This window comes from Shewanella sp. DC2-4, from assembly GCF_013248875.1.
Taxonomy (GTDB): Bacteria; Pseudomonadota; Gammaproteobacteria; order Enterobacterales; family Shewanellaceae; genus Shewanella; species Shewanella oncorhynchi.
In genome coordinates this window covers 2,559,226-2,575,559 of the sequence record NZ_JABRVR010000002.1, presented here as the reverse complement: position 1 = coordinate 2,575,559, position 16,334 = coordinate 2,559,226, and the positions used below count along the sequence as shown (strand labels likewise).

Here is a 16,334-nt window from a genome sequence, read left to right as displayed (position 1 = left end):
GTGAGCAATCTGCTTATGCTTTATCAAGTAAATTGTACTTTTTAAGGATGCCACGCAGTTGGTGGTAGCTTAATCCGAGCATGTCGGCGGTTTTCTTTTGGTTATATTGGCTGTTTGAGAGTGCCTGCTGGATCAGATCCATTTCGTACTTCTCAGTTTGCTCTTTAAAATCCAGCGGAAAATTAAAGCAATTCGTTGAATACTCAGTATTGACTTGCACTTCAGCCTCAAATGTCGGCGCAGATTGTGACGTACTGGCAACAGTTGTTGGCGCGACTGAGGTGATTTGGCGTTCGCGAGTCTTGATCCGCGTTTGGGGCCGATACGGTGAAGCAAAGGGATCGAGGGTAATATGACCGATGGGTCTATTTTCACCACCATTACGGTAAACGCTGCGCTCGACTACGTTTTTAAGTTCACGGATATTACCCGGCCAGTCGTGGGTCATTAATTGCTCGACCGCATGGGCGCTGAAACCGCTGAACAGCTGCAGTTTTAATTGGCGCGCCATGCCAACGGCGAAATATTCCGCCAGCGTCATTATGTCTTCTGGGCGGCAACGCAGTGGTGGCAGAGTAATTACATCGAAGGCGAGTCTATCGAGCAAGTCGGCACGAAATTCGCCTGCGTCAGCAAGTGATGGTAAATCTTCGTTGGCGGCGCAGATTAAACGAACATCAGCCTGCACGGTTTTACTGCCGCCGACCCGCTCAAATTCGCCATATTCAATGACGCGCAGGAGCTTTTCTTGGATAAGTCCTGAGGTGTTGGCTAATTCGTCGAGAAATAAGGTGCCGCCGTCGGCGCGCTCAAAGCGGCCTTCGTGTTTGCCTTTGGCGCCAGTAAAGGCTCCTGACTCATGGCCAAATAATTCACTCTCGAGTAAATTTTCACTCAAAGATGAACAGTTTAGCTTAATAAAACTTTGATCCCAGCGCTTAGACAGATAATGTAAGCGTTCGGCAATAAGCTCTTTACCTGTACCACGTTCACCAATAATCAGTACGGGTTTAGACAGAGGCGCTATTTGCGACACATGTTCTAACACTTCGAGCAGGGCGTTGGATTGACCGATAAGGTTGTCTTGCTGAAATTTATTATCCACGATATTTTTTAGTCTTTCGCGCTAAAATTTGGTGAAAATTATAATAAGTGGCTTGAAGCGTAAAAGGAAGTAAAAGTTAATATTTTGTTTAAGATGCTGTATTTAAATAAAAAATAAAAGTTGGCACGGTTAGTGTATTACCTTGTACGAGACCAACATCAATTTGAGGATAGGATTATGGGAATTTTCTCTCGTTTCGCCGATATCATTAACTCTAATATCAGCGCATTGCTGGATAAAGCCGAAGACCCAGAAAAAATGGTTCGACTGATTATCCAAGAAATGGAAGACACACTCGTTGAAGTGCGTTCTACCTCAGCTAAAGTGTTAGCTGAAAAGAAAGAGCTGCAACGTCGTATCAACCGCGTGTTAGAGCAAGTGCAAGATTGGCAAGATAAGGCTGAACTGGCACTGTCCAAAGACCGTGAAGACTTAGCGAAAGCCGCTTTAGTTGAAAAACAAAAAGCGACCGGTTTAGCAGATACGCTGAATCAAGAGTTAGCCGTCATCGATGAACATATCGCACGCTTGAAAGATGAAGTGGGCATGTTGCAAGAAAAGCTGCTCGATGCAAAAGCGCGTCAAAAGACCATTATTTTGCGCACTCAAACAGCGTCATCACGCTTAGAAGTGAAAAAGCAGCTAGATTCAAGCAAGATCGACAATGCTATGCTTAAGTTTGAGCAATATGAGCGCCGTGTCGAAGGCTTAGAAGCCCAAGTTGAATCTTACGATCTTGGCAGCAAGAAGACCTTAGCCGATGAGTTTGCTGCGCTAGAAGCGGAAGATTCTGTGAATGCAGAACTGGCAGCGCTCAAAGCCAAGGTAAAAGGTAAAGCGCCAACTAAGTCAAAAGAATAACAATTCAGAGGTGAGTTATGGATATGGACGTGCTAATGGCGCCGATTATTATTTTCATGGTGATAGTCGCGCCAATATGGTTAGTTCTTCATTATCGCAGTAAGCGACAAGTGAGCCAGGGACTCACTGAGGAAGAGTTTTCACAACTCAATGATTTGATATCCAAGGCCGATAAAATGGCGGCGCGTATCGAGACCTTAGAGGCCATTCTGGATACAGAATCGCCCGAATGGAGGGGGAAACATGAGAGGATCTAATGGCCGTACTTTGTACCGCATTCCCCAGTCAGGCAAAATAGCGGGTGTATGTGCAGGGATTGCCGAGTACTTTGCGATTGAAACTTGGTTAGTGCGAGTGCTGACTGTGTCTATCTTCTTACTCGGCGGCTCAGGTGTGGTATTTATCATCTATGTCGCTTTGTGGGTGATTTTAGACATCAAGCCGCAAAAGCATTACGATAGAGACGATATCGAGGTGAAGAAGAAGCCGTGGCAGTCGGGAGAACCCGCAAAGCAAGCGCTAAGCGACGTGAGTCGTCAATTTCGAAGTCTAGAAGTTAGGCTACAAAATTTAGAACGCCATGTCACCTCTGACAACTTTGATTTAAAAAGACAAATCAATAGTTTGTAACCCTTCTAAAGGGCGGCCATGTCCGCCCTTGTTGCTTAATCTCTGCTCCATTCCAGTGTATAGTCAACATCACTTGACATAAGTTAACATCATTCGACATAAGGGAAGTCTCTATGGGAATGCTTGATGCCTCGCTCCATAAATTAACCCAAAAGGGCCAATCCCTGTTACATCGCACCGCGGACCGGCATTTACGTTTGGCCGTGACGGGGCTTTCTGGTGCGGGAAAAACGGCGTTTATCACGGGGTTAGTCAATCAGTTACTCAATTCTGGACCTGTCTCAACGTTACCTCACGCACGTAACAACAGCGCTTTGCCACTGTGGCAGGTGAGCCGCGATCAGCGTTTACTCGGTGTTAAGCGTGCCATGCAGCCGGATCTTGAAATCGCTAGTTTTGATTATCAAGGCGCCATGTTAGCGCTCACTTCCGAACCTGCGACTTGGCCAGCCTCTACCCGTACTATTTCTGAATTACGATTGGCTATTAAATACCAACCTAAGAAGGGCTTACTGGCCAAGTTTTCTGATACCGCCACCTTGTATTTGGATATAGTCGATTATCCTGGCGAATGGTTACTCGATTTACCTATGCTGCGCCAAGACTTCGTTACTTGGTGCCGTGCTCAACAAGTTCGCATCGAGAATCTTAAAAGCTCTCCCTTGTATGCCGAGTTTGAGCAATCTTTGACATCATTGGATTTAGCCGCGAGCACCGATGAACAGCAATTAAAGCAGATTGCCGATCAATATCAGCTATTACTCAATGATTTAGTGCACGTGCAAGGTTATTACCAAGCGCAACCTGGACGCATGTTATTGCCGGGTGAATGGCAGGGCGCTCCCTTATTGGCTTTTTTCCCCCTGTTATTGGTTAATGATGAAAAGTTTGCTGAGCTTTCGCAAAGCGATAAACACAGTGGATTCCATGTACTTGAAAAACGTTATCAAGAATATGTGGCTAAAGTGGTTAAGCCTTTCTATAAAAACCACTTTGCCGGTTTTGATCGGCAGTTAGTACTTGTTGACTGTTTTAGTGCGTTGAATCGCGGTAAAAAGCAATTTGAGGATATGGGCACGGCGCTCAATGCCATTATGGAAAGCTTTCAGTTTGGCCAATCGAGTTATTTACGGCGGTTATTTGCCCCCCGCATCGACCGTTTATTGTTTGCCGCGAGCAAGGTTGACCATGTGACCCGCGATCAGCAGAGCCATGTTTTGTCCCTGCTGACCGATATGCTGAAACACAGTCAGCATTTTGCCAGTTTCGATGGTTGTAAAGTGGAGACTATGGCGATTAGCGCCATTAAAGCGACTCGCCATGGCATGGTAACGACCCAAGAGGGCGAGGTGGAAGTCGTGCAGGGGATGGGACTCAACGGTAAAGCCCTGACCTTGTTTCCTGGCGAAGTGCCCACTCGCTTACCTGAGCCCGATTTTTGGCGTGAACAAGGGTTTAACTTTGTCGGCTTTGCACCGCCGAGCAATGCCAATGTTGACCCATCTCAAGTGCACTTTGACCATATTCGTCTCGATCATTTGCTGCAGTACTTACTGGGAGATAAGTTGGAATGACGCTAAAGCTATCGGATAACGCTAACGAGCAGGCTTCTAATTCTTCTGCGAACTCATTTGCACACTCAGTTGAACATAAGCCGCTGAAAAAGCAGCAGCTGTTTGACCCAGAAGTCGTGGAGCTCAAACCCAGCAAAGAGGAGCTCAAAGGGGCGAAAGCCTTTGATCCGCATACGCCAGTGCAAGAAGTGGCTGCTGATATTGAGGAATTGATGGATGAAACGTTGTCATCCCATCCAAAAATGATCGATGCTAAATCGGTATCGCCTCAACTTGTAAAATCACGGCGTTGGTCTTGGCTAGCCCGTCTAGCAGCTGTGAGTTTATTGCTGCTTGTAGTCGTTCAAACAGGATTAGGACTGAGGGATGCTTGGCTTGAGAGCCCTTGGTTGTTCAGTTTTTATGGTGTGGTGCTTGGGGTGGTCAGTGCGTGGGCATTGGCGGGCGCAGTCAGTGAATACCGTAAGCTCAAGCGACTCAAACAGGTTGCCGATACTCAAGAAACAGGTGCAAGGCTAGCGCAGAGCATGCAAATGGGTGAAGCAGACAGCTTTATCGATAATATTGTTTGTAACTATGAAGACAGCCAAGGTTTGCTGCAACTTCGCCGTTCATTAAAAGATGAGCATAATGATGCCGAGAAAGTATTGTTATTCGAGGACTTAGTGCTGACTGAACGTGATGAACTGGCAAAGAAAGTGGTGCGAAGATATGCTGCCGAGTCGGCAGTGCTACTGGCCGCCAGCCCATTAGCCGTGCTCGATATGGCAATCATCCTATGGCGTAATCAACGCATGCTGCGCGATGTGGCCCGCTGTTATGGCATTGAACTGGGTTACTGGAGCCGAATTAAACTTATCCGCAGTATCATCATCAATATTATTTATGCGGGCACCAGTGAGTTAGTCACAGATTTAGGAACACAGCTATTATCGGTTGAAATGACAGGTAAATTGTCTGCTCGCTTGGCCCAAGGTTTAGGCGGCGGTATGCTAACGGCGCGTCTTGGATATCAAGCCATGGCGCTGTGTCGGCCGATTGTGTTTAGAGAAGATCAAAGGCCTAAATTGTCTAAAGTGCATCAGGAATTGTTGATCGAACTTAAGCAGTTTTCAGGCAAGCTGTTTACCAAGGAAGGTCGCGACGCATTAAAAGGCCAGTTCGCCGATGTTGATGATAGGGTATCGCGGTCATCTAAAGAGAAGTCTAAAGAGTAGATGCTATTGAATATCATATGATTAAACGATTCAAATAGCCGAAAGTAGATGCGCTAATGGACTTGTTCCTTGGCGCATTTTTTATGATTTTCTTTGCAGATACCGAGTATGACTAAGTGCGACGTAAAAGTGCTATGTAACAAGTTAATTACACTTGGCGCGCTGCTATTTTCGTCATGCTACTGGCTTAAGTGCTTGGCCGCGTTATGGTAGGGCTTATTCGATAGGGCTAATGTTTCATTAACTTATCTATTAGATTATCCATAATGCGGGCATTGAGCGCTCCACACCAACAATCAATCAAGAACGGGAACTGCTCAATGCCAATGACAAGGAGCTAGGTATGCAAGATGAGTCAGGCAAGATGTGGAAGGCGGCAACACAGGTTATTCATGGCGGCCATGAGCGAGAGGCCTTTGGTGCCTTAGTGACGCCGCTTTACCAAAGTGCGACTTTTGTGTTTGAGTCTGCACAGCAAGGTGGTGAGCGATTTGCGGGTAATGAGCTGGGGTATATTTACACGCGTTTAGGTAATCCGACAACTGCCGAGCTTGAACGTAAAATGGCGATTTTAGAAGGGGCAGAGGCCGCAGCCGCAACCGCTTCTGGTATGGGCGCAGTATCCGCCGCATTGCTGGCTAATTTGCAGATGGGCGATCACTTAGTGGCGTCGAATGCCGTATACGGTTGTACTTATGCGCTAATGACGACTCAGTTTGCCCGCTTTGGTATTGAAGTGTCCCTAGTGGACTTTTCATCGGAAGCAGAAATAGAAGCGGCGATTAAATCCAATACTAAGGTCATTTTCTGTGAAACCCCTGTCAATCCGCATTTGCAGGTATTTGATTTAGCGTCAATTGCGAATATTGCCAAACGTCATCAGTTGGTCAGTATTGTCGATAATACCTTTATGACGCCATTACTGCAGAGGCCGCTGGATTTTGGTATTGATTTGGTGATCCACAGTGCGACTAAATATCTGAATGGCCATGGCGATGTGATTGCGGGGATAGTGTGTGGCAGTGAAGAACAGCTCCATAAAGTGAAGTATGAAATTTTAAAGGATATTGGCGCTGTGATATCGCCACATGATGCTTGGCTGATCTTACGCGGCCTTAAAACCTTAGATGTGCGTTTGCAGCGCCATTGCGATAGTGCCCAGCGCGTGGCAGAGTTTTTGGCGGAACATCCAAGCATTACACGTGTGTATTATCCCGGGCTTAAATCTCATCAAGGGCATAAATTCATTGGCCAGCAGATGAAACGTGCTGGTGGTGTTATCGCGTTTGAACTGGCGGCAAATTTAGAAGAAGCTATGGCCTTTGTCGGATATCTAAAGTTGTTCTCAATTGCGGTGAGTCTAGGTGACGCTGAATCCCTGATTCAACATCCTGCATCGATGACGCATTCACCTTATACGCCAGAGGCAAGAGCGGCGGCTGGGATTGGTGATAATTTGCTGCGGATCTCTATTGGTTTAGAGGATTGTGACGACATCATCGCCGACTTGAACCAAGCGCTAGCTCGATTAGCTTAATGAATGTTGTTATTTTAAAGACCGTTAGCTATTTGAATGATAAAAGGATGCTTTTTGCATCTTTTTATCATAGTCAAGCACAGGCTCATTGAGCCGAAGACAGAAGTTTAGCGATAGTGAATATTTATGACGCCGATTTGGTATTTCGGGACAGCTTAGACTATTTTTGATTTGAGGCCACGGAAGTAGGACGAAAGGCCGCAAATCATGGAATAGAGGAATTGTTATGAAAACCACAAATCGTATACCTGCTTTTATGAGTGCCATAGCATTAACGGCTTTTTTGGCAAGCCCAACAATCGCAACAGAAACCCCAACCAAGGCCGCCGTGAAAGTACAGGCTAAAACTGAAGCGGGTGAAATGGCATCGGATGTGAAGAAAGCTATGCCAGATGCCGCTCAAGTCAACATTAATACCGCTTCAGCCGAGCAGTTACTCGTACTCAAAGGGATTGGTGCCGCAAAGGCTCAAGCGATTGTCGACTATCGCACTAAAAATGGTAAGTTCAATGCTATAGATGACTTAGCGAATGTCTCTGGTGTTGGGGCTAAGATAATTGAGCAAAATCGCCATTTGATCAAGTTGTAACCACCTTTGGCGATGATTGCGCTGTAGCCTGCTGATTTTTATGATAAGAGATTCAGTAAAACATATATAAAAGTCTGCATTTGCAGGCTTTTATTATTTCAATCACTCCATTTGCTTATAGATTGTGCAGTTAGGTGGGATATTAAGAGATCTTATCGATTAGCGCTTGATCCCATAGGGTCCATGGGGGATAATCCTTCGCGTTCAAGCAATGCTTTGGTCTATGTCATTCAAAGTAATGTTCGAAGTTATGGTGACCCTAGGGTCCCCCCGCAATGATAACTTGTGAACTCGGCCAGGCCCGGAAGGGAGCAACCGCAGCAAGCGACTCGTGTGCCGGGGTGTCGGCTCTAGGGGAACCTCCAATTCAGCAGTCCTTCTGCTTATTTCCGTTGTACTTCTCTATATCTACTCAATTTATGTTATTCAATATTTTAGCTTGCAGACTATTTCCGTTTTCTGCTGTTAATCATTTATAGCGTTAATATTTCTGCACAATGAGATAATCCATTGCCTGCTTCTGTTCTTGCCACTACAACGGCTAAAAATGCTCTCAACAGTAACCTTTAACTAAATCAACGATTGGCTTCAGCTTCTTCCTGTAATCTTTTTTGCAGATTTTGTTTAAGAAAAGCGCGGGACTTTTCGAGTGCGGTTTGGATCTCACGCTTTAATTCCTGTAGCTCGTTATAGTCTTCAAAGAAGTAAGTATCGACGAGGTGGCGTATGTAGCGCACTGGCAGTTGATTTAAGGTCACGCAACATAAGTCGGCGAGATAATCCTCAGGAAGTTCGTCCATAAGTCCTTCATCTGACAATATTTCCATTAAAAGAACTTCGTAGTAATTACGGATTTCGAGTTGCATTGTTATGCTCCATGACGGTTTTCATTGAGTTTGCTACCACAAATGATTTGCCGCAATAAAAAGTTGGCTGTGTCTTTGGCTTAATTGTAGTGCGTCTCTGCTGTAGCCGCCGCCTATCACGGCTGCAATTGGAATATTTTCCGATTTTGCCATTGATAACACAGTTAAATCCCGTCTGAACAGTCCTTCTTGGCTGATATTGAGCAAGCCAAGATCGTCATTTTGATGAATATCGGCCCCAGCATCATAAAGAATCAGATCTGGTTGATGGATTCGGATAAGGAGGGCGAGTGTCTGCTCCACAGTTTCAAGATACGCACTATCGTCCGCTCCTTTAGTTAGTTCAATATCATGGTGGGAATGCTGCTTACGACTCGGGAAATTCTCTTTGCAGTGAATCGAGCAACTGATGATCCCTTGATGTTGGTGGCTGAGGGTTGCACTGCCGTCACCTTGATGCACATCGCAATCAAAAATCAGTACCTTGTGTACTTGCTGGCTCGCGATGGCATTTCTGGCCGCGAGGATAAGGTCGTTGAAAATACAATAGCCGCTGCCAAAATCGTAATGGGCGTGATGGTAGCCCCCCGTGAGATGCAGGGCAATACCCTGATTTATGGCTAATGAAGCTGTGAGTGTGGTGCCAGCCACAGAATGCAAGGTACGCTCAACTAAGGCTTCACTCCATGGGAAACCAATCCGTCTAAGCGCCGCTGTTGGCAAGGTACCCGCGATAAATTGCTCTACATATTCGCGTTGATGCACTTGCATTACATCTTCTGCAGTCATGGCCGTTGGCGTGTGGAATTGTGCAGTCGTGGCAATGTGGTTATCGAGTAAGTACTGCCGTAAATGTGCGTATTTAGTGGTGGGAAATCTGTGATGGGGAGGAAGCGCCAGCTTGGAATAGCTGGCGTGATAAACCAGTGGGATCAGAGTCAATATTGACTAAACCTCGTTATCGCAAGTTGTTATAGCTGTGAAATTGCCCAGCTCATAAATTCTTTACGGGTTTTTTCATCCGCTTGTAGCCACCAGTATTGCAACATTTGTTGTGGGTTGGCTCCTGCTGCTTTAGAGGTGTCTACGGGGGCGGTGAGTGATGTTGCGTTAACGGTCGCCGATGTTGTCACGGGTGCTGGTGCAACAGCTACTACTGCTCCAGCGGCACCGGTTGCTGCTGCGGCAGTACCGGATACGTCAACGGCTTGATTACCACTGAAAAGGCGAGAGACGAAGCTTTCTTCTTCTAAATTGGTATTCACCACTTGGTAATTGACGTTGCCTTTGTCACTACGGGTTAATTTGACTTGTGGGTTTTGCGCGTAAACTTTAGGCTTTTTAACGACTTCACCTTCGGCCGCTTGCAGGTAATATTGATGGTCGCCATCAACATCTAAAGTAACGATGAAAGGTGCTGACTTAACAAAGGTTTGGCTGTCACTAAAATCATCCTCTACCATTTCATGATAACGAATGGCGATTTTGTGAGTGCCGGGGGCCAATTCTAAGCTGCTTTTATGGTTGAATACGCTCGACTCGACTTTTTTACCATCAAGAGCAAGGTACTCAAATGACATAGGAATGTTCAGATCTGCAGCGAAGGCTGAGGCAGATCCGAGTAATACTAGCAGGCTGCTAATTGGCAAAAGTGATTTCATTGTTACTCCTTAACGGTTATTACTCTGATACGGGCGTTCGAATATTTGAATGCGATCTTCTATATAACTAATAGCTTGCCTGCATTTTCCTAGACGACGATGCATCAAAAGGATGTCATTTTGCAATTTTATTTTGTCAGCACTATGACAGTTTTCAAGTTTTGATTCCATTTCTTCAATTTTTTGTTCAAATCTTTTCGCCCAATTCAGATGTTTGTTCAATTCTTCGTAGATCTCATGACTATTTTGCATCACGTTATTGGCGATCCAATCGAAACCACTGGCTTGGTGAGACTGATTCTGGCGTTGTGCAAAACGGGCACGGCTACTGGCACGCTGCTGAGTTTTAGACTTAATGTCGATAGAAGTGGTCAGCAAGGCTCGTTTGACTGCGGTAAATCTATCTTGGATCCGCTCACAGCTCAGGGCAATGGTCTGGGGGGCGAGTTTAAGCTTAATTTGTTTTTCGAGCTGCATAATACTGCTACGAATTTGTTCAATACAGGGGCCGAGTTGGGCGCCGTGTTGGACAAACAGCGAGTGATTAAAACGCTCCGTTTCTTGCAGAAGTTTACGCTGCGGCGGCGCGAGTCGATTATCGTGTTGCAGCACTTCTTGTTCTAAGGCTTTAAGCTGATTCTTCAGCATCACCATTAATTGTTGGGTGTTCACAACCATGCGCTCCATGCCAAATTCGCTGCAATCATTAGCACGATCAAAATAAACAGTGGACGGATAAAGGGCATACCAAATTTAATCGCACAGCGGGCGCCGATAAATGAGCCTAACATCATGCACAATCCCATCCACAGACCTATTTGCCACTGTACCTGTCCAAGCCAGCCAAAGATAGTCAGTGCGGTCAAGTTGCTGGTAAAAGTCATCGCACGGGCAAGGCCACAACTGTGCAGTAAAGGCAGTTTATACAAAGAGCCAGATGTGACGGTCCAAAATGCGCCAATGCCTGGGCCTGCAAAACCATCATAAGTGCCTAAAGCCAGTCCCTGTAGCCATTGTTGCTTGGCTGGCGGCTTGCTGGTTGGTACTTGGCAGTTAACGTCTGACATCGCATTGGGACTGACTAAACTGTAAATGGCGATGCCAATGATCAGCAGCGGCAGGACTTTTTCGAGCCATTGGGTATCGACTAAATAGACTAAAAAACTGCCCAATACCGCGCCGATAAAGGTGGCGATAAAAGCCATGTACCAAAACGAGGGTTTAAAGAGATGTTTGCGATAATAGGTCCAAGCCGCCATAAAAGAGCCAAAGCTTGCGGCTAACTTATTGGTGCCTAATACGGTATGCGGCGCAATGCCTAAGGTTAACAGTGCGGGGATCGACAATAGGCCACCGCCACCCACGACGGCATCAATGAATCCAGCGATAAGACCTATGACTGCCAACAGGGCCCAATGACTGGGCTCGAGTAACAACTCCAAATTTTAATCCTACTCTATAACACGTCTAAAGGGCGGTAAGGCATCCAGTAAGGACTTGCCATAGCGTTTAGTGACTAACCGCCTATCTAAAATGGTCACTCGGCCATAATCTTGCTCTTTACGCAGTAATCTACCACAACTTTGAATAAGCTTACGTGAAGCATCTGGGATCGTCAGTTGTAAGAAGGGATTACCGCCTTTGACTTTGACATATTCTGCATGCGCTTGCTCAACGGGCGAGGTTGGTACGGCAAAGGGCAGTTTAGTGACGATCAAGTTAGTCAGATAATCGCCGGGCAAGTCGAGACCTTCAGAAAAACTGCCGGTGCCAAACAAGATGCTTGGTTCGCCTTTATCGCATTTAGCTTTATGATTTTCTAACAATTGTTGCCGTGGCGCATTGCCTTGGATAAGTAGCTCAGTGGTGAGTTTACCTTCAAGTAATTCAACCACTTTTTCCATCTGCCAGTAGGAGGCGAATAGCACTAAGGTTGCCATTTCGCCTTCAATAAGGGTGATGATTTGTTCGGCAAGTTCAGCTGTATAGGCATCATCCGTCGGCTCAGTGCGCATTTTGGGTAAATAAAGTGTCGCATTATTGGGGTAATCGAAGGGCGATTGTAAGGCTAAATAACGACTGCCATCGTTGAGTGATAACCCCACCTGATGTACGAAATGGTCGAAGTTATTGAGTGCGCGCAGCGTGGCGCTACATAAGACTACGCCTGCGGCCTTTTGCCACAGCATGGATTCCAGCATAAAGCCGACTTCGATAGGTGAAGCGCTAAATAGATAATCCACTTGTTTACCTGTGATAAGTTCAACCCAGCGCGCCATAGGGGCACCTTTATGTTTATCTTCCTTGGCCATCATCCTCCATAGTTTCTGCAGGTTTTCGAGCCTTTGCAGCATAAATCCGGTTTCGGCCAATAGCGCTTCGGATTGATGTTTAGGAATGTCGCCATCTTTAATCGCCTCTGCCAGCAGTGACAGCATTTTATTAAACTGCTTGAGGGCAAGATTAGAGGTCACTGCAAGGTTTTCGGCGAGAATGAGTAATGACTCTGGTAGTTTGCCGTGCTCAAAACGCAGACGGTTTTCAGGATTGGCAAAGTGTTTGGTCTGGGTATCGCAATAGTGGGCCACTTGATTGAGCTGGGCGATAAGATCGCCTAAGTGATCCTGCATCGCCTGCGCAGGAGCAATAATGTTGTTGCTCTTTATTTGGTTTTGCAACTTAGCGCAGGTTTTGCCAATTTTTTCGAGCCAGTCGCATGCGCCCCTCAGCGTGGCCTGAGCACTGGAGAAATCCCGCGCCACAATGGGTAAGTGATGTGCCTCATCGATAACATAAAACACGTCTTCTGGATCGGGCAAAATCACGCCGCCACCTAGCTCTAAATCGGCGAATAACAAGCTGTGGTTGGCGATGAGTACATCCCAGGTATCGACATCTTCACGGGCTTTATGAAACGGACAATTTCTGTGGCTGGCGACTTGACGATGACAGCTGTGTTTGTCGCAGGCGATTTGTTGCCACAGGTGATCGGGCAGCGGCACGGCTAAGGTGTCGATTTCGCCGTTCCAGCGACCTTCGTTATAGTCTTTTAACAGGCCATGCATCATAGCCACTTGGCTATTGTCAGGTTTAGTTTGCCACATGGCCATTTGTGTACTGTTGTCGTCACCGATGAGCATCGCCAGTTTCGATAGACACACATAACGTTGTCGACCTTTGACTAGGCCAAAGCGGAAATTTAAGCCGGATTGCTCAAGGAAGAAGGGCAAGTCTTTATGCAGTAATTGTTCTTGCAGGGCGACGGTCGCGGTGGCGATACAGACTTTTTTCTTGCTCGCTAGTGCCAGTGGGATGGTACCGAGAATATAAGACAATGATTTACCGATCCCAGTCCCTGCTTCGACCACTATGATGCGTCTATCTTTGTCATAGTCGCCGGCGAGGGTCTTAGAGATTTCCGCCACCATATAGTTTTGTTCGCGGCGCGGCCTAAAATTAGGCAAGGCGGTAGCGATATCCTTATAGATGGCGCGGATCTGGGTTTTTACATTGTCAGGTAACATGCGTCACTACTTTATCGAATTAATGCTGTACATAATAACAGTGATTGCATAGCCTAAGAAACTTTTCTGCCATTTGGCGGCATTTAAATTGAGGAACCATCTAAATTGACTAGCTATGCGATTTGGGAACTCATGCGATGAAGTCAGAGGCTACCGCGGCCGTTAGTGTACAAGGTCGAGTCTTAACACGCCATGCGATTCATCGTCATGGGAGTTTAGTGTTGCAGTATTATCTGGCTACCGCCCAAGGCCCTGTGCTGGTGGAAGTGCAAGGCACTGAACACATTTGTTTTTGTCATCAAACTGATGTCACGGCTTTGCAGTTGCAAACGCCGGGTCAAGCATTGCGGTTTGTACCGTTAGCGCTCAAAAGCTTTAAAGGCGGCGCGGTTAGTGGTGTTTATGCTAAATCTAGCAATAGTTTACGTACCTTACAGCGCATCGCTAAAGATGCCGATATCCCTTTATTTGAAGCCGACATTCGCCCCGAACAGCGTTATTTAATCGAGCGGTTTGTGGCGCTGGATGTGGCATTTTTAGGGCATTTCTCTGCGACGAGTAACATACACGCGCCGACTAGCGACAGTCTTGAGGCTAACTCGCTGCCCGTGTTTATCGCCGAGCGGGCTAAGAGTATTGCCCCTTTAACGGCTGTACATTTCCGCTGTATTTCACTGGATTTTGAATGCAGCTTTGAAGGTTTACTCTATTCAGTTGCACTATATGGTCAATACAGTGGCCGAGACGAAGAGCAAGACAGTCTCAAGCAGACTTATGAAAAAGTGATTATGGTGGGTGAGGCTGAATCAAACTCTCCCGAATATATTGAATGGGTGGCCGATGAGGCTGCACTCATTCATCGATTAATCGCGTGGTTCCATGAGTTTGATCCTGACTTTGTCATAGGTTGGTCAGTGGTGAGTTTTGACCTCGCACTCTTGTCACGCCGGGCATTATTACACCGTATTCCGCTCACCATTGGCCGCGGAGGGGCAAAGCTTGAGTGGAAAGTCGATAATAAATTTCGGCCAGAAACCTTAGTTTTACCGGGCCGTGTGGTACTCGATGGTATCGATTGGCTTAAGGCGGCTTTCTATCATTTTGAGCGGTTTTCGTTGGAATTTGTTTCGCGGAAATTATTAGGTGAAGGCAAGGCCATTCATAACGTGGATAATCGCGTTGAAGAAATTGATCAGTTGTTTAAGGCCAATAAACAAGCCTTAGCCCATTACAATCTTACTGACAGCCGTCTGGTGTGGGATATTTTTAGTCATACTCAATTATGGGAGTTCGCCCTCGCGCGAGCTGAACTAACAGGTTTAGAGTTGGGGCGGGTTGGGGCTTCGGTGGCGGCATTTAATCATTTGTATTTACCGCATTTACATCGAGCCGGTTATGTCGCACCCGATGCTCCTGCGAGTGATGGGATCGAAAGCCCCGGTGGCTATGTGATGGATTCTGTACCGGGACTTTATAAGCATATTTTAGTGTTCGATTTTAAAAGTCTATATCCCTCCATTATTCGTACCTTTTTGATCGACCCTAAGGGATTAATTGAAGGCTTGCAATTGCCCGAGTCTGACTGTGTTGTGGGGTTTCTCGGTGGCCGTTTCAGTCGGCAACAGCCCATTTTACCTAAGCTTATCCAAACATTATCTGAGCAGCGCGAAAAGGCCAAACGTGAGCACAATGCGCCTTTATCCCAAGCGATAAAAATTATCATGAACTCGTTGTATGGGGTTTTAGGTTCTCAAGGTTGTGTTTTCCACGATGCAAAGTTAGCAAGTTCGATCACTATGCGCGGCCATCAAATCATGAAACAAACCCGCGCATGGATAGAAGAGATGGGCTATCAAGTGATTTACGGCGATACGGATTCGACCTTTGTCTGGCTTGGCAGCGAGCCAGATCTCTCAGACATTAACGCCTTAGGTAACACTCTGGCGCGGGAAATTAATGCTAAGTGGCAGGCTAAGATCGGTGAAGATCATCAAGTTGAGAGTTTTCTCGAGTTACAGTTTGAACGCCACTATGAGCAGTTTTTTATGCCGACCTTAAGAAGGTCGTTAGAAGGCAGTAAAAAACGTTATGTTGGCGCGTGGCGTAATGCGAGCGATGAACTTGAGCTTACTTTTAAAGGTATGGAGCAAGTGCGCAGTGATTGGAGCCCTTTAGCGCGCAAAGTTCAAGAGTCACTCTATGAACGGATGTTTAACCAAAGGGATATCAGTGTTTATTTGGCCAGTGTGTTTGAAAAGCTGCTTGATGGTGAGTTGGATGATGATTTGGTATTTCGCAAACGTATGCGACGCAATATTGAAGATTACACGGCTAAATCTTCTCCCCATGTTAAAGTCGCTCAACAATTATGCGACCTAACAGGAGATGCATCTTTTGGCAAGCGTGGGGCGCAGATTGATTATCTGATTACTGTAAATGGACCGGAATCCTTACTGTACAGAACGTCACCAATTGATTACCAATACTACATTGATAAGCAAATTGGCCCTATTGCCGAGCCTGTTTTTTCGATAATGAAACTAAACTACATGGATATTGCGTCAAAGCAGTTGCTGTTAATATAGTGTTTTTAATGTTCTTTATGTGTTGCGCAGGGTGGCGAATGTAGCGTTTTAACCTGTTTTGTAGAGGTTAACTGGTTTGTTTTTGTGATGTTAATCGACATATTCTTTAGGTTTAGCTTTGAGGGAATATTGAAAGTTTGCTACCCTTTAAGAGGAAATTGTAAGGAAATATAACAACGGAATGA

General features: G+C 46.1%; 15 protein-coding genes and 1 other RNA gene. 9 read left to right on the top strand and 7 right to left on the bottom strand.

Annotation, left to right across the window (positions count from 1 at the left end; genetic code table 11):
* Window positions 1–13 precede the first annotated feature (13 nt).
* The gene (gene pspF, locus HQQ92_RS12140; RefSeq protein ID WP_173245615.1) at window positions 14–1,105 is read right to left on the bottom strand and encodes a phage shock protein operon transcriptional activator; all 1,092 of its coding nucleotides are present in this window, start codon (window positions 1,103–1,105) and stop codon (window positions 14–16) included.
* A 177-nt stretch (window positions 1,106–1,282) separates the two neighbouring features.
* Between pspF and pspA the strand changes: the two genes are divergently transcribed.
* The 8 genes from pspA to ffs all read left to right on the top strand — a co-directional run bounded on the left by pspA (window position 1,283) and on the right by ffs (window position 7,870).
* Window positions 1,283–1,966 (top strand): phage shock protein PspA, encoded by a 684-nt coding sequence (gene pspA / locus HQQ92_RS12135; RefSeq protein WP_006081137.1) that lies wholly within the window; start codon window positions 1,283–1,285, stop codon window positions 1,964–1,966.
* A gap of 17 nt (window positions 1,967–1,983) precedes the next feature.
* Window positions 1,984–2,223: an envelope stress response membrane protein PspB gene (gene pspB / locus HQQ92_RS12130; RefSeq protein ID WP_006081138.1), complete on the top strand. Its 240-nt coding sequence runs from the start codon at window positions 1,984–1,986 to the stop codon at window positions 2,221–2,223.
* Complete coding sequence (gene pspC, locus HQQ92_RS12125; protein ID WP_028760457.1) at window positions 2,210–2,596, top strand: envelope stress response membrane protein PspC; 387 nt, start codon at window positions 2,210–2,212, stop codon at window positions 2,594–2,596. The genes pspB and pspC overlap by 14 nt, the downstream gene beginning before the upstream one ends.
* A gap of 113 nt (window positions 2,597–2,709) precedes the next feature.
* A complete protein-coding gene (locus tag HQQ92_RS12120; RefSeq protein ID WP_173245612.1) occupies window positions 2,710–4,170 on the top strand; it encodes a YcjX family protein in 1,461 nt (486 codons plus the stop codon).
* A complete protein-coding gene (locus tag HQQ92_RS12115; RefSeq protein WP_173245609.1) occupies window positions 4,167–5,387 on the top strand; it encodes a TIGR01620 family protein in 1,221 nt (406 codons plus the stop codon). Before HQQ92_RS12120 ends, HQQ92_RS12115 begins: the two co-directional genes overlap by 4 nt.
* Window positions 5,388–5,730: 343 nt before the next feature.
* Complete coding sequence (megL, locus tag HQQ92_RS12110) at window positions 5,731–6,924, top strand: methionine gamma-lyase (protein WP_173245606.1); 1,194 nt, start codon at window positions 5,731–5,733, stop codon at window positions 6,922–6,924.
* Window positions 6,925–7,150: 226 nt separating this feature from the next.
* Entirely contained in the window at window positions 7,151–7,513 is a 363-nt protein-coding gene (locus HQQ92_RS12105) for a ComEA family DNA-binding protein (RefSeq protein ID WP_113938844.1), read from the top strand.
* A gap of 259 nt (window positions 7,514–7,772) precedes the next feature.
* Window positions 7,773–7,870: signal recognition particle sRNA small type (gene ffs / locus HQQ92_RS12100), an RNA gene on the top strand.
* 218 nt (window positions 7,871–8,088) lie between these two features.
* On the opposite strand, the gene HQQ92_RS12095 is transcribed toward ffs, so the two are convergent.
* The 6 genes from HQQ92_RS12095 to dinG are packed head-to-tail and all read right to left on the bottom strand — an operon-like array spanning window position 8,089 to window position 13,564.
* Window positions 8,089–8,379, bottom strand: coding sequence for a late competence development ComFB family protein (locus tag HQQ92_RS12095; protein ID WP_028760452.1), 291 nt, complete (start codon window positions 8,377–8,379; stop codon window positions 8,089–8,091).
* A gap of 33 nt (window positions 8,380–8,412) precedes the next feature.
* Window positions 8,413–9,321: a histone deacetylase gene (locus HQQ92_RS12090; RefSeq protein WP_173245603.1), complete on the bottom strand. Its 909-nt coding sequence runs from the start codon at window positions 9,319–9,321 to the stop codon at window positions 8,413–8,415.
* A 29-nt stretch (window positions 9,322–9,350) separates the two neighbouring features.
* Window positions 9,351–10,040, bottom strand: coding sequence for a DUF2057 domain-containing protein (locus HQQ92_RS12085; RefSeq protein ID WP_173245600.1), 690 nt, complete (start codon window positions 10,038–10,040; stop codon window positions 9,351–9,353).
* A 9-nt stretch (window positions 10,041–10,049) separates the two neighbouring features.
* The gene (locus HQQ92_RS12080) at window positions 10,050–10,718 is read right to left on the bottom strand and encodes a primosomal replication protein (RefSeq protein WP_217272626.1); all 669 of its coding nucleotides are present in this window, start codon (window positions 10,716–10,718) and stop codon (window positions 10,050–10,052) included.
* The gene (locus HQQ92_RS12075) at window positions 10,709–11,482 is read right to left on the bottom strand and encodes a TSUP family transporter (protein ID WP_131524310.1); all 774 of its coding nucleotides are present in this window, start codon (window positions 11,480–11,482) and stop codon (window positions 10,709–10,711) included. The genes HQQ92_RS12080 and HQQ92_RS12075 overlap by 10 nt, the downstream gene beginning before the upstream one ends.
* A 9-nt stretch (window positions 11,483–11,491) precedes the next feature.
* Complete coding sequence (dinG, locus tag HQQ92_RS12070) at window positions 11,492–13,564, bottom strand: ATP-dependent DNA helicase DinG (protein WP_173245594.1); 2,073 nt, start codon at window positions 13,562–13,564, stop codon at window positions 11,492–11,494.
* Between the two features lie 137 nt (window positions 13,565–13,701).
* Between dinG and HQQ92_RS12065 the strand changes: the two genes are divergently transcribed.
* Window positions 13,702–16,149 carry a DNA polymerase II gene (locus HQQ92_RS12065; protein ID WP_173245591.1) on the top strand — a complete coding sequence of 816 codons (2,448 nt, stop codon included), beginning with the start codon at window positions 13,702–13,704 and terminating at the stop codon, window positions 16,147–16,149.
* Window positions 16,150–16,334: the final 185 nt, after the last annotated feature.

Excerpts from the sequence above, each read along its gene's own strand:
- pspA (WP_006081137.1), top strand. The coding sequence starts at position 1,283 with ATGGGAATTTTCTCTCGTTTCGCCGATATCATTAACTCTAATATCAGC.
- pspB (WP_006081138.1), top strand. The coding sequence starts at position 1,984 with ATGGATATGGACGTGCTAATGGCGCCGATTATTATTTTCATGGTGATA.
- pspC (WP_028760457.1), top strand. The coding sequence starts at position 2,210 with ATGAGAGGATCTAATGGCCGTACTTTGTACCGCATTCCCCAGTCAGGC.
- HQQ92_RS12120 (WP_173245612.1), top strand. The coding sequence starts at position 2,710 with ATGGGAATGCTTGATGCCTCGCTCCATAAATTAACCCAAAAGGGCCAA.
- HQQ92_RS12115 (WP_173245609.1), top strand. The coding sequence starts at position 4,167 with ATGACGCTAAAGCTATCGGATAACGCTAACGAGCAGGCTTCTAATTCT.
- megL (WP_173245606.1), top strand. The coding sequence starts at position 5,731 with ATGCAAGATGAGTCAGGCAAGATGTGGAAGGCGGCAACACAGGTTATT.
- HQQ92_RS12105 (WP_113938844.1), top strand. The coding sequence starts at position 7,151 with ATGAAAACCACAAATCGTATACCTGCTTTTATGAGTGCCATAGCATTA.
- HQQ92_RS12095 (WP_028760452.1), bottom strand. The coding sequence starts at position 8,379 with ATGCAACTCGAAATCCGTAATTACTACGAAGTTCTTTTAATGGAAATA.
- HQQ92_RS12085 (WP_173245600.1), bottom strand. The coding sequence starts at position 10,040 with ATGAAATCACTTTTGCCAATTAGCAGCCTGCTAGTATTACTCGGATCT.
- HQQ92_RS12080 (WP_217272626.1), bottom strand. The coding sequence starts at position 10,718 with ATGGTTGTGAACACCCAACAATTAATGGTGATGCTGAAGAATCAGCTT.
- dinG (WP_173245594.1), bottom strand. The coding sequence starts at position 13,564 with ATGTTACCTGACAATGTAAAAACCCAGATCCGCGCCATCTATAAGGAT.
- HQQ92_RS12065 (WP_173245591.1), top strand. The coding sequence starts at position 13,702 with ATGAAGTCAGAGGCTACCGCGGCCGTTAGTGTACAAGGTCGAGTCTTA.